Source organism: Halalkalibaculum sp. DA384 (assembly GCF_043951955.1).
Taxonomy (GTDB): domain Bacteria; phylum Bacteroidota; class Rhodothermia; order Balneolales; family Balneolaceae; genus JAMQKA01.
This window is the reverse complement of record NZ_JBINJE010000053.1, coordinates 1-14,104: the sequence shown is the minus strand read 5'-3', so window position 1 is coordinate 14,104 and position 14,104 is coordinate 1. Positions and strand designations below refer to the sequence as shown.

Genomic DNA, 14,104 nt, shown 5'->3' with positions numbered 1-14,104 from the left:
GCTGTTTGAGATCCGCGTTTTTCAGCGGATCGAGTTCAATGGTTTTAGCGGAGGTGGAGGAAACGCCACAAAAATTTCTCCGGCGGCGAATTTTTAGGTTCGTTTTTTCTTCGATGAAAAAATGAACAAGGAAGGAGGATAAGGAAGCCTGAATGTGAAACAGGAGACTGTTTCTCCAACCGAGTTATCCCTTTTGGCTTGACCCAAAAGAACCAAAAATTAAAGGCGATAAATGGGCCAAACACTACAGACTGCAATTTTTGCAACCCGCTTTCCTCTAACAGAAATCTTCCCGATTAGCTTTGTGAAGTAGCCCGGTTGATCTCATCGGCCACGAACGGCTTTGATCCCGCACGATTGAGACGGTCCATACATAAATATTAAAAAAATTTAATATTATAGTTGCATTTTAATTGTAGTTCACGCATATTTTAAATGCGTTTTACGTTGGTCGATTAACAAAATCTAACATTAAGGGCAGGGCTTTTAAAATTGTAGTATATTTGTAAATTGAAAAATGTAACATCTATAAACGCGCATGCTCTTGTAGCATGTAGTTGAAACAGAGTACAACGGTCGAATATCGGCTATTACCAAACAGAGTTTAACCTCTAATAAAAACAAAACCTAAGGAGATAGAATCATGGGTCAACAACAACTCTTACTTATAATCCTCGTAACCATTATCGTGGGTATCGCCACGGTCGTGGCCATTAACACCTTCTCAAGCGCTGCAGATAGTGCGAATCTGGATGCCGTTCGTCAGGACATAGCTTCCATTGCTGCTTCTGCTCAAGGTTATTATATGAAACCAGATATGCTTGGTGGTGGTGGTAAAGATTTTACTGATATGACGTTTGAGAACCTTGCATTTGCTGGTACCATAGTGGATGGTACACCCACTCAAGCTTACAATGAAAATGGTACTTATGTTTTAAGTGGAGGTGCGCAGGGAGAAATAACTATTACCGCACATCCTTCTAGCCAATATGGTGCAAATGATACTCCACCAGTAACCAATACTTCAGATCCAATATCGGCAACTATATTGCCGGATGAGTTAAGCTATTAGTAGTACCTTAATTAGCTTAAGGAATACTAAATTTGAGGGTTTTCATGCTAGATGAAGGTATGAAAACCCTTTTTTATTTGTATTGTTTATGCACCTAAAAAAGCGATTTATATGGTTTGTTTTTTATATCTGTATACTTGCAGCAGTATTAGTAACTAGTTTTTCAATCACAAGTCTCAGCTATTTCAATCAAAAAAAGATAGTAGAGAGTGCAATCCTGGGCTTTAGCTCTATTCTCTTTCTCTGTTTTTTATATAAAAAACAGATTGTTAGACTAAGAAGTAGTGTCTGGATTGGATTAACCATCATTCTAATTATTGGTACGGTTTCTTCAGCATTAGCACCACTACCACAATGGGCTTTCCTGCAAGTGGGATGGTATCTACTGATAGGCCAATTATTATTTCTGTGTAGCTATCTGTACCAAGAGGACAAAGAGCATTATATAAAAGTCGTACTTATCGGCCTTATCGTATTATGCATACTTTATTTGACAAGAGTATACGCAGACTATATAACGGGATTATTTAATGACAACTGGACTACCTGGCCAGAACAAAACAGGATTGAACTGCGCAAAAATGGCGTCCTTTTGAATCCAAGTGCATACCTGGGATTTAATCACGTACGGTTTTTCAACCATATCCAAACCTGGACGTTACCGTTGCTTGCGTTTGCCTATCTCTATTTCAAGGATAGAATCATTCCGGGACTACAGTACCTGTTACTGTTTTTTATCAGCTCTTGGTGGATGCTTGTTTTTGCAGCGGACGCAAGAGGTACCATGGTGGCTTCAACTTTGGGCTTGTTAAGTATTGTTGTTCTATTTAGAAAGAGATGTATTCCTTTTGCCAAAGTGTACCTGCTAACAGCTGCAGCTGGGCTGGTACTCTATTTGTCTCTTTTTCTACTACCCCAAAATGGGGGGAGGGAAATATTGTCAAGGTTCGGAGACAGTGGCAGGCTGGATGTTTGGTGGTTTACCATTGAGCAAATTATGAAACATCCCTTTTTGGGGCTGGGGCCGATGCACTTTTCTTATATGGGAATTAATCCCCCGTGGTCAACGCCCCACAATCTTATTTTGCAAACTGCGGCGGAATGGGGTATACCGGCTGTTATCTTAGCTACGGTGCTGGTTACAACAGGCTTAGTTAAATTCATCAAACAAAGTCTTCATTTTCCTGCAAATGAAATGGATCCGCGACGGTTGATTTGGCGAATTGCGCTCATCGCTTCTATTACCGCTGCTTTAGCTCATTCAATGGTCTCCGGGATATTTAATTCATCACTCAGTCAACTGTTGTTCACTATCGTCGGGGGCGCAATTATTGGGGAATATTTTCTCTGTTCAAACAGGAAGTTATTCAGAGCCCGAACAAAGACTTCACTTGCTGCAGTTGCAATTATTGGCCTGTTGGGGATAAATACTGTTTTTGTGGCCTACAAAGTTGCTTCAGATATCCCTCATCTTGACGAACGAAAGAGGGAATTTTTTGAAAAGTTTGATACTCCATTCAAATTATATCCACGTTTTTGGCATCAGGGCATGATTTATGAAGATATCGACGATCTTAATAAAGATGAATCTCAACATAACTGAAATTGAAAATCCTAATTAAACCTGGATTAAATCCTGCTAATAATACTGGTTATTAAAATACAATTGAATATTATTCAGTAGATGATCTCTTAAACGTGAAGACTTATGGGTCAACAACAAATTCTGTTAGTAATCCTGGTTACGGTAATTGTGGCTGTTGCTACCATTATTGCCATTGATACGTTGCAGGAATCACGGCAAAGCGCCAACGAGGATGCCGTACAGCAGGATATATTGCTGATTCTCGGCGAAGCCCAGGCGTACTATTTCCGGAATGCTTCCCTGCAGGGAGGCGGGCGCAGTTTTGACAATATCGGGATCGGGGATATCAGCATCGGAGACTCTACGGCAAATGGCACATACGCCGTATCCGGTAGTGGTAATACGCTGACCGTGGAGGGCACCGGCACAGATGAAGGGGTATTCCTGCGGGCCATCGCCGAGCTGCAGGGCGATGATTTCCAGGTACAGTGGGAGTATGAAGAGTAAGTGGCATACTCTTGGTAGTTATGAGGCATCATATAATGTGAAACAAGAGATTATTTCCCAAAATATTTGCGACAAATTCGGGATAAACAGCCCTCTCCTTTCAGGGAAAGCACTTTTTATTTGTAACAAAGCCATTTTCTTTGCATCATATCATATAATAAATCTACAATTAAACCTTTAGAACGGTTATTATTGGTGAGCAGTGGGGTATCCTCTCGGTACTGTGAGTTGGCACGGGTTGGCAGAACTTTCAACCTGTAACCTTCAACATACAACCTGCAACCTTCAACCGATTTACAATCTTACAGATGGCACAATTCAGACTTAAGGCAACATCCGCCCAGGGCAAGATGATTAAAACGGAGTTTGAGGCCGACTCCAAAAAGGAAGCAGAAAAAAAAGTTGATAAAATCTCCCGCAACAACGGCCTGAAGGTCCACTCCATCGACAAGAAGGAGACCTATATTTACAAGGTCAAGAAGGGAGCAAACAAAGAGGTAAAGGGGGAACAGGAGGCCTACAGCAAGGAGGAACTGGAGAAGGCGCTGATCAAGCTGGGCTACAAGGTCATAAGCATCAATAAAAAGTGGTTTGACTGGAAGGGCGGCGTCCCACAGAAAGAGGTGGTGACGTTTATAAGACTCTCGGCCGACCTGCTGAAACAGCAGCTCAGCTTTGATGAGATTCTCAACCTGCTTCAGGAAGATACCCAGAACAAGCGGATGAAGGAGGTCATCCGGCAGATCCAGAAAGACCTCAAGGATGGGAAAGAGGGATCGGAGGTATACGGCAAGCATGAGGATGTATTCGGCAAATTTGCCGCCTACATGCTGAGCGTGGCGTCCACCAGTGGTAACATGGCGCAGGTGTTTGAAAGTACGGCCAAGTTTCTTGAGCGGGATGCCGAGTTTAAAAAGAATTTACGCCGCTCGCTCATGATGCCCACAATCACCGTGATCGCCGTTATCGGGGTGGTCCTGTTTTACGTGGGCTATATATTCCCCGAAATGGCGGGCGTATTCCTGGAGATGGATATCAACCTGGAGCAGCAGGCCCCGATGACGGCCGCCACGCTCGACTGGAGCGCGTGGCTGCAGAATAACTGGCTCCTGATCACCCTGGCGCATATCCTCCCGATTGCCGGTTTTGTCTATTTTATCAAGACGCCCAAAGGCAAGCTGCTGCTCGACAAGCACATCACCAAGCTGCCCGTGATGGGAGACCTGATGCACAAGACGAGTATCGAGATATTTTCACGGGTGTTCTATACCCTCTACAGCGGGTCCGGGCAAAATATTGAAGTGATCAAAGTGGCGGCGGAGGCGTGCCGCAACAAGTACATGGAAAAGCAGATAAAAGAGGTGGCCATCAAGATGATGCTGAAGGAGGGTGCCGGGCTGATCGAGTCGCTCAAGGCGACGGGGGTGTTCACCAATACCGCCATCAGCCGTTTTAAGCTGGGGGCCGAATCGGGGGCTCTCCGGGAAAATGCCCAGCAGCTGGCCGAGTATTATGAGATACAGACCACCTATAAGATGGAGTCTGTCATCGATCTGATCAGCCTGTTTGTCAACCTCTTCATTATGGTTGCGTTGATTGCCATTACCATCGTATCATCCGAGTCGGCATTGATTAAGCCGCAGTCAGGCATGTAAGAGGAACCTGAAACGAACTGTGCCTCTATTTTGTAGTCAAATGATATTGACTATTCAACTATTCGGCAGGTATGGCCGGCTCTGCTTTAAAAATGGAATTTTGGATTTGTTAATGAACCATCAATGGGCAAGGTAAATACCCGCAGACATATCGGCAATATTCTGCTTAACCGCGGAGTCATAGACGAGGAGCAGCTGAATATTGCCAATTCCATCCTCGAGGAAGAGCCGGATTCAACCAACCGGCGGCTGGGGCAGATTTTGTACCAGGACCTGGGACTGGATCGCCACCATGTGATGAAGGAAATTGCCAGTATCTACGCCTTTGACGAGGTTTTTGAAGGAGTTCAAAGAATAGAACCCGACGTCATAGAGGAGATCAAGGAAAATATTGAGCAGCTTCCGCAGGAGATCATCGATGAGCTTGTCCACCAAAAGGCGGTGCCCCTGCAAAAAGATCAAAATGAGTTGACGATTGCAGCGGCCGATCCCTCCGATCCAACCCTGTCGAATATTATTTCGCGGCTGAATTTCAAGCATTTCGAAATTTTTTATTGCCGCTACGAACTTGTTGAGCAGATCCTGACCGAGGTCTACGAGCAGAAAAACGAATTCCTGGACCTGCTGGAAGAGATTGAATATGAAGAGCCCGACCTGCAGGAGTCCGACGAGGACCAGATCGACGAGGAGGAGATCGACGCGGAGATCAACCAGAGCATGCTCAACTCCCTGGTGGAGGGGATGCTCGTTGAGGCTGTGCGGCAGGGAGTCAGCGATATCCATATCGTGCCCACCGGCGCCGCATCAACCGACATCCGGTTCAGGATCGACGGAAAGCTGCAGATGTGGCATGAGCAGAAAAATGTGAAGCCGGAGGCGATATCCGCCGTGGTAAAAGACAAAACCAGGAATGTGGACCGTTTTGAACGGGACGCCTCCCAGGATGGATTTATCCAGCGCGTGGTTGACAACCACAGCATCCGGTACCGGGTTTCCATCATGCCGATGGTGGGAAAACAGTTTGAACGGAAATTTGAATCTATCGTAATCCGGATTCTGGATGATCGAAAAGTGATTACCGATCTCGAAAAACTCGGCCTGCAGACCAAGGCGAAAGAGGATTTTGTAAAAGCGATCGAAAAACCGTCCGGTATTGTCATTGTAACGGGTCCCACGGGCAGCGGTAAGTCCACCACCCTGGTTGCGGCGCTTTACTACGTGATCGACCCGGCTGTAAATGTACTTACGGTAGAGGACCCGGTGGAATACCTGATAGAGGGAGCCCGACAGCTGAAGCTCAGCAACCACATGACGTTTGACCAGGCGATGCGCGGTATTTTGCGGCACGATCCCGATATTGTGTTGGTCGGTGAGATACGGGACCTTAAGACGGCCGAAATCGCTATCAAGCTCGCGAACACCGGGCACCTTACCTTTTCAACCCTGCACACGAACGACGCTCCCAGTGCCATCTCCCGGCTCTACAAGATGGGCGTGGAGCCTTTTTTGATTGCCAATGCCGTAAACCTGATTATGGCACAGCGACTGGTACGGAGACTGTGCAGCAAATGTAAAGAGGAGTATGAGCCCCATCCCGAGACTGCAAAAGGGATCGGGTTTACCGAAGAAGAGATCCAGCAGACCACGTTTTATCGCGCAGTGGGATGCGATGAATGCAACGACATCGGCTACAAGGGCCGGGCGGCTATCATGGAGGCGCTCTATTTTGACAAGGAGATCCGCAGCATGATCCTGGAATCCGGCAGCGAAATCGACGAAATGGGGATAAAGGAATACGCGATGAGCCAGGGTATGCTGAGCCTGCGTGGTTCCGGGCGCGAGCGGATCAAGTCGGGGATTACAAGCATAGAAGAGGTCATGGCGATAACAATAGAAGATTGAGAAAACCTGGGGCAGATGAAGCTGCGATGTTATATCGGCACACCGGGAAGAAATACCCCGGGTTTTATCATGGAAACCGCATAAGTGCCAATATTATATTACATTAATGAAACCAAATTTAATTGATAAAATTGATCCGAATAGTTTTACTATTACAAAAGATGCGTGGTTATTTAACAAAGGCTTGCATAGCCAGAGCCATAATCCATCCTGAGTTGTAAAATAGGGGTCAATTTAAAGAGCGAATATTATGATTGAAGATGGTCAAACCGAACGTGATGTTACGCCTGAGTACATCCGTAGATTTTTAAAGGAACCTCCCTTACTGCTGAGGAATTTTCATTACGAAGATACGATGGAGTTTTTGAACCTGGGGGTCGAAGAGCGATTTCTGCAGGATGATGTCATCATCAATGAATCCGAGTATGTGAATTCAGCCTACCTGATAGCAGAGGGGAAAGTGACTATCTGGAAAGATAATATACAGTTGGCGGTACTTTCGGAAGGAAACTTTTTGGGAGAAACATTTCTGTTCAGCAAAAACAACCGGATGGCCAAAGTGGTTTCGGAGGGGGAAAGCCTGCTGCTGCAATTCAAACGGTATGACGCTTTGAACTTCTTCCGTAAAAAACCTGAAAAACTCTTCAATATTTTCACCCGCAACATCATTGAAATTCAGCAAAAAAAGATCAGCAACATGAATGTCCAGCTGTTGAAGCTAAAAAAACGGCTGCTGAATGACGCAGGCTGGTAATCTCCTTACCGGCTGGAGTCTTGCCGGGCATCTCTTTTTATATGCACTCATTTATTAAAACGATTTAACTTTTTTTATCGATTTTAAACAGTAACCTTTCTGAGTCGGGAAATTCATTTAAAAAGGGTTGAACATTAGAGTTTTTTAATATTGTTCTTTTTTTCTATACTAGAGCGTACTCTTTTGAAAAACTGTCTGTAAATGAAATTGTTCAATTTTACAATTTTTAGATACATCATCTTGTATTAACAAATATCGTTGGTTGTTTCGTAACCGCATTTTGTTAAAACATTTCTTCAGACTGAAAACGGTATAACAAATAATAATCTATGGGACAGGCTATTGGTACAAATCGTCTGACAGAACTCATTCAACCGATGGCGCGGCAGCTGTCGAAGACCGCAAAAGGGCTGGAACGGCACCAGCAGATCGGGCGGATTATTGAAGACCAGCCCGATGAAAAGCGGTTGATCCTCGGCAACATCCTGGATGATTATCTGCTGGAGATGAATGACAATGAGGCCTCCGACATCGATCTTGGCGGACCGGGCTGCGGAGGGCAGATCTGGTACAGGATTCACGGCGACAAATCTCCGTCCGACAAAATTGACGCTCGGCTTGAGTTGGTCGAAACCGATTTTCTGCTGCACAACGCCATCATGCCGAGCCAGCGCAAACATCTGCTGGAAAACAAGAACCTCGATTTCTCCTACTCTATTGAGATAAGTGAGGATGTGAGCCAGCGTTTCAGGGCCGACATGTATTTTGACCTGGAGCACCTGGCATTAAACATGCGCAAGATTGAAAATGAAATTCGTCCTTTCAGGGGATTGAACCTTCACCCGGAAATAGCCAAGGCCCTCAGCCTGAAATATTACAAATATGGATTAACGCTCGTTACGGGAATCACGGGCTCGGGAAAATCCTCCACGCTTGACACGATCATCGATGCGAACAACCGCAGCATCGACTCGCATATTGTTATTATCGCCTCTCCGGTCGAATTGATCCACAAGCCGATCCGGTCGGTTGTCAGGCATCGCGAGGTGGGCAGGGATGTCGCCTCTTTCAAGGAGGGAGCGGTTCAGGCGCTTCGCCAGGATCCCGATATCATTGTGGTGGGAGAGCTCCGGGATCCCGAAACAATCATGACCACGCTTGAAATCACCGATTCCGGTCACAAAACATTTGGTACCCTCCACACCTCCTCGGCGATGGAGAGCATCGAACGGATTTTGGGCGAAGTGCCACCCAACGAGCAGAACCGGGTCCGCACCCGGCTCGCAGATGTGCTCACATGCGTGATCAGTCAGAAACTGATTCCCAGCCTGGATGGGAAGCGGGTACTGGCCAAGGAGATTCTGCTGGTAAACAGTTCCGTAAAGGCGGCTATACGCAACAACAACGTCAACGAGATCTATCAGATGCTGATGGAGGGCGGTGACAAGGGGATGAATACCATGGAACAGGACCTTAAACGGCTATATGACGAAGGCAAAATTTCCAGGGAGGAAGCGATCAACAATGCAAATAACAAAAAGCGTTTGCTGCAGCTTCTTTCAGACAATGAGCTCTAAATTAAATAAAATGCAAATATTCTAACGGCGGCTCAATGTTCGGGAGCAAAGTATACACAGGTATCGTAATTGAAGGCAGCCAGTTAAAAATTGCCCGGGTTAAATCCGAGAAGGGCAAGGTACGCCTGGTTAAACTGGACAAGATCGGCTTGATTGACGAGCTGAAACCGGGAGGGTACGATTCCTCTGAAGGTCCGGAGGGCGGCGATTTTGAAGAAGATCAGGATGCCGATTCCATTTTTGGGCTGGGAGAACTTGAGGGGGATGGCGGCGAGGAGGAGCTTGAGGAGATCAACCTCGACGACATGGATGAGGAACCCGTGGAGGATGACGATATGCTGTCGCTGGACATGGTGGAAGAGGCTGACAGCGGCACGCGGTCAAATGAAGTGCTCCTGTATGAAACATTGACGGAGATCGACCCGGACAACCTCCGGCTGGGACTCAATGTGGAGGCCGGTGATACCATTTTCCAGATTATCAGGGATACCAATTTCAACGAAGTCAAGAAAAAGGACCTGATTGCCGATCTTGAAGAAAAGCTTGAATCCATTTACGGGACCCCGAAATCGTCTGATCGATACGATTACGAGATAAGGGAGAACGGGTCGCTGCTGCTGGCTTCGACGGAGGAAGATCCCAAGCTGCTGGAGCTGGTGAACGAAACCCGCGAGCTGTATGGGGGCAAGCTTTTTATTGATGAGATACTTCCGGATGAGGTCAGCCTCGTCGGCCTAGTAAAAGCGAACTATGAGCTGCAACCCGACCAGATAACCGGCATTATCCAGTTCGGTCCGGAGAGATGCCGTCTTATCTTTATGAATGGAGAGGAGATCTGGCTGGTTTCTCCCATCATTAATGAAGGAACCAAAAACCGGGGATTCCTGAATACGATATTCAGTAAAATCCTGTTTCAGCTCGATACCGGTGAGGTCCCCAACCTGGATCGCCTGATACTGGCAAATAATACGGTGGGTACGGAGGCGACTGATTTTTTTAAGAAGAATTTCCCGGATGTAAGTGTAGAGAATTTTCGGTTCGACAGCAGCAAATTTGATTATGGGGATCAAGACCCGGTAAGTTCCAACGCGTTTACCACGGCAATAGGTGTCGCCTGGGCCGCTTCGGGGGTTGACAGGCAGCATTTTCCCGATATTTCGCTGCTGCCCGGGTATGTCCTGGAGCGCCAGAAAATATTCAAGCTCCAGTGGCACGGCATTATGCTCCTTTTTCTCATATTCATGGCCCCGGTCACACTTAATTATTTTTACCAGCAAAACGCCCGGCAAATTCAGACGATGGAAAGTGATCTGACCCGGATCAACAGCCAGATTGAACAGGTAACCCCCACTGTAAATGCCGCAAACAAGTTGAGCGACCAGCTGGCCATACTGCGGGAAGAACTGGTATTGCTGGATACCCTCAGTCGCGGAACGCGCGAGTGGACCCGCAAGCTGCAGATCCTGAACAACGGGATGAGCGAGAATGTACAGGCGACCTGGTTTACGGGCATGCAGAACAACCAGGATGGTACCTCCCTGAATGGATATGCACTGTATAGAAATCAAATACCGGACATCGTGGATATTTTTGCCGACGCAACGCTACTGAATGTCAGCATCGAGGAGATCCGGGAACAGGAGGTCTATCGGTTCTCCATCAGGATCAAAGAGTTCTCGGACGATAAATCCCAGTTTTCTCCACCGAGACCGGAAGACTTAAAAACGATATTGGGCAAATAGTTATCCACTGATCTATGTCATACGCATTACGGAATACACTAATTTTGTCGCTGGTTTTTTTGCTGATTACCGGTGGGGGATGGGCATACATCGAATTTTTGCAAAAGCCCGAACTGGAGCGTCTGCAGGGGGAGGTTACCGAAAAACGAACGGAACTCTCCAACAAGCAGGAAACCGCCAATCAATACGACATGCTCGCGGAACAGTATGAGAATGCCCAGTACTATATAAAAAACTATGACAAAGGCCTCTATTTCAGCAGTAATGAGGACAAGGTATTTGATTTCATCAACCAGCTAAACAGCGGACCCGCGGTGACCGACTTCTCATTTACGTTTGTTGACTCAACAAGCCAGGGGCAGTTCGGGATCATCAATATGCAGATATCCGGGAGCGGATTTTACCGGAACGTGGTGAACTTTATCCGGAGAATTGAGCTGAGTAAACCGATCAACAAGATCGCCAATCTGAATATTTCACCGATCAATAACCTGGAGTCGTACGGACGTGTCAACTTTAACTTTGCGCTGGCAAGTTATTACAGCCGCAGCAGCATTGTTGACGCCACGGAACTAACGATATCGAATTCGATACTGGAATCTGTTTACAATCCATTTTATCCATTTATACGGGAAATTGAGCCCAATGAAGAGAACTTAATTGACATCGAAAGCAGCAGCCTGGTGGCATTGAGTTCAAACGCGGTGTTTGTCATTGATCAAAATGGAAGCATGCAAAAATTACAGGTGGGAGACAGGGTGTACCTGGGCAGGCTGGAAACGGTTAACATTCAACAACAATCGGCAATATTTGAGCTGAATAAAGGCGGCATCATAGAGCATGTAACTTTGGAGGTACAACAATGAACTTTAAAAACAGAACAATCTTGAGGTTATTAATATTTCCACTCCTTCTATTTTTTATGCAGCCGCACAACAGCCTGGCTTTGCAGGGGCAGGACCGGATTCCCCGGGAGTATACCAACCCGGACGAGGTTGTCACCTTTGACCGCAACACCCCGTTTCAACGGGCGATAGATGTGATCAACCAGTTTGCCCAGGAAAGGCTCAATAAAGTGATCATCGACAGGACGGGTACGGAGGGATCAATCGGCATATCTGTGCCGCCGATGCACTGGAGAGATGCCCTCGACCTGCTATTGCGGGTAAAAGACCTGGTTTTGATAGAGCAGGATGAGATTTTTGAGATCGTTCCCTATCAGGAGCCCGCCCAAGACCAGGGCCAGACCGCCCAGGGCGGAAATGTGGCTGTGCAAGCAGGACAGGGACAGCAGGGCGATGGTCCGGTAGCCACCATCGACAGCCGGGAGGTACGAATTAATGCGATCTTCTTCGAAGGCAGTCGCCGTGCGCTGCAGGAGATCGGGGTAGACTGGTCTACACTGACCGAAAATGTACCTGCTAATCTGGGTAACTTTGTTGGCCAAAACCAGGGCGGTGGTGGAGGCGGCGGAGGCGGCCAGGGTGGAGGAGGCTCTGGAGAGCTTCCGGCCACTTCCGGCTTTGAGGACCAGTTCGTCTCTGTCAACTCCAAAGGGGCTCAAAATGTTTCTCAAAATGTGTTTAATGCCCTTATAAATTTTGGGCAGGTCGGGAATTCGGGCATCGAAGTTCAGGCCCTGTTCAGCGCCTTTGAGGCAGACAACCTGGGAGAGATCCTTGCGTCTCCGTCTGTCAAGGTGATGGACCGGCAGGAGGGGCGTATCCAGGTAGGACAAGATTTTTCTATTAAACAGCGTGATTTTGCAGGTAACGTTACGGACCAGTTCTTCAGCGTAGGTACGATCCTTACCGTTACTCCCACAATTATAGAAGAAAACGACACCACCGTTATCCATCTCGATATCCAGGCGGAGCGTTCTTCGGCCCAACCGGATCCCGTCAGCACCATTGTCAACAAGCAAACGGCCGAGACGCAGGCTATCCTCGTGGATGGGGAAGCGACCGCCATTGCGGGCCTTTATCGATCAGAAGTGGCGGAGGTGCGCCGCGGCGTTCCCATACTCAAGGATCTACCGCCCTGGCTGTTTGGACTGCGCTACCTGTTTGGTTTTAATTCCAAGGATTATCAGATGCGTGAACTGGTAATACTGGTACAGGCGGAAATTGAACCTACCATTGCTGAACGCTATGGTCGTGAAAATGCAAACAAATTTGATGTGCTCCACGAGGAACGGGAACGGATACGTAATGAAATCGAACGAAAAGACCAATACAGCCCGACCCGGATGGAGCAGCTAAACGCCGATGACGAGGATGAGGCCGAGGGGTCCGAAACAGAGCTTCCTGAAGAAACGATCCCTGAACAGGAAGAGCAGAATTCCCAAGAAGAAGAGGAGATGCCCGGACAGCAATCCCGTGAAGAAGAAACAGATGAGTATCTTGATCCTGAAATGGAGGCAAAACCTGTACCGCTGAACCTGGGAACGGAGCAAGAAAACAAGAACGAGGAGCAGTCTGAAGCCGGGGAAAGTCCTGTGGACGGAGACGGTGCGGAAACTAGCCGGGCAGAGGCCGTAGAACCGGAACCGGCTGCCGATTCAACAGACGAGATTGCGGAGCCGGAGGGAGAGCAAGATACACGCCTTGATCCCCAGGGAGGATCGGCGGGGAACTACAACTACTTTATTGTTGCCGCCTCCTTTTTAAACAGGGAAAATGCCGTTGAATTTCAACAGGAGCTGCGGGAACAGGGCTACGATGCCGTGGTGGTAGAGGATCCCGATTCCAGTTACCATTTTGTAGCCTACAGCGGGCATCAAACTCTTGAGGAGGCCAAGGCGGAGCTTAATACGATCTGGGAGCGCCACAACGCTGATGCCTGGATTTTTAATGCGAGGTAAGAGTTTTCAGGTCTTGTTCAAATCGAGATTCCAACCATTCTCCTTGGTATTGGGATACCTTTTTTTAAGAGGGCTTTGCAAAGCCCTCTCTTCATTACTTATTGATCATCCTCCTGCACCCCCTTCGAAGATCATTTCCAGCTCTTTTATATAATTCGCCACAAGGGGGGCAGCGGAATTCATAATCCATAATTCTTCATTCATAATCCCCACTCATCTCCCGTCCCTCGTCAGACAGAAATTATTACGGTAGAAACATGGTGCTATCCTCGTTTATACGATTATCATCTTAACCCGGATTATTCACGAAGTAGAACAAATTACAGCTTAAGCCAATGATATTATTATATCTAGCGGAAGTACCCGGTAGCTCAAATTTGGGTATCCTCACAAATAGCTGCGAAATTGGGCCGTGCACTTCGTTGAAGGAAACATGAGGTGCTCACT

10 protein-coding genes are annotated in these 14,104 nt (G+C 47.2%); all 10 read left to right on the top strand.

Annotated features, from left to right (window positions below):
* The first annotated feature begins 643 nt into the window (after positions 1 to 643).
* The 10 genes from ACG2E4_RS17630 to ACG2E4_RS17585 all read left to right on the top strand — a co-directional run bounded on the left by ACG2E4_RS17630 (position 644) and on the right by ACG2E4_RS17585 (position 13,657).
* Complete coding sequence (locus tag ACG2E4_RS17630; RefSeq protein ID WP_395277404.1) at positions 644 to 1,072, top strand: hypothetical protein; 429 nt, start codon at positions 644 to 646, stop codon at positions 1,070 to 1,072.
* Between the two features lie 88 nt (positions 1,073 to 1,160).
* The gene (locus ACG2E4_RS17625) at positions 1,161 to 2,675 is read left to right on the top strand and encodes an O-antigen ligase family protein (RefSeq protein ID WP_395277403.1); all 1,515 of its coding nucleotides are present in this window, start codon (positions 1,161 to 1,163) and stop codon (positions 2,673 to 2,675) included.
* 105 nt (positions 2,676 to 2,780) lie between these two features.
* Positions 2,781 to 3,164, top strand: a complete 384-nt coding sequence (locus ACG2E4_RS17620; RefSeq protein WP_395277402.1) for a hypothetical protein — start codon at positions 2,781 to 2,783, stop codon at positions 3,162 to 3,164.
* 308 nt (positions 3,165 to 3,472) lie between these two features.
* On the top strand, positions 3,473 to 4,819 hold the full coding sequence (locus ACG2E4_RS17615) for a type II secretion system F family protein (RefSeq protein WP_395277401.1): 1,347 nt from the start codon (positions 3,473 to 3,475) through the stop codon (positions 4,817 to 4,819).
* Positions 4,820 to 4,942: 123 nt separating this feature from the next.
* Positions 4,943 to 6,721 (top strand): GspE/PulE family protein, encoded by a 1,779-nt coding sequence (locus tag ACG2E4_RS17610; RefSeq protein WP_395277400.1) that lies wholly within the window; start codon positions 4,943 to 4,945, stop codon positions 6,719 to 6,721.
* Positions 6,722 to 6,971: 250 nt separating this feature from the next.
* On the top strand, positions 6,972 to 7,475 hold the full coding sequence (locus ACG2E4_RS17605; RefSeq protein WP_395261861.1) for a Crp/Fnr family transcriptional regulator: 504 nt from the start codon (positions 6,972 to 6,974) through the stop codon (positions 7,473 to 7,475).
* Between the two features lie 329 nt (positions 7,476 to 7,804).
* On the top strand, positions 7,805 to 9,052 hold the full coding sequence (locus ACG2E4_RS17600; RefSeq protein WP_395277399.1) for a type IV pilus twitching motility protein PilT: 1,248 nt from the start codon (positions 7,805 to 7,807) through the stop codon (positions 9,050 to 9,052).
* 35 nt (positions 9,053 to 9,087) lie between these two features.
* On the top strand, positions 9,088 to 10,794 hold the full coding sequence (locus tag ACG2E4_RS17595) for a PilN domain-containing protein (protein WP_395277398.1): 1,707 nt from the start codon (positions 9,088 to 9,090) through the stop codon (positions 10,792 to 10,794).
* Between the two features lie 14 nt (positions 10,795 to 10,808).
* Positions 10,809 to 11,660, top strand: coding sequence for a hypothetical protein (locus ACG2E4_RS17590; RefSeq protein WP_395277397.1), 852 nt, complete (start codon positions 10,809 to 10,811; stop codon positions 11,658 to 11,660).
* A 56-nt stretch (positions 11,661 to 11,716) separates the two neighbouring features.
* Positions 11,717 to 13,657, top strand: a complete 1,941-nt coding sequence (locus tag ACG2E4_RS17585; RefSeq protein WP_395277396.1) for an SPOR domain-containing protein — start codon at positions 11,717 to 11,719, stop codon at positions 13,655 to 13,657.
* Positions 13,658 to 14,104: the final 447 nt, after the last annotated feature.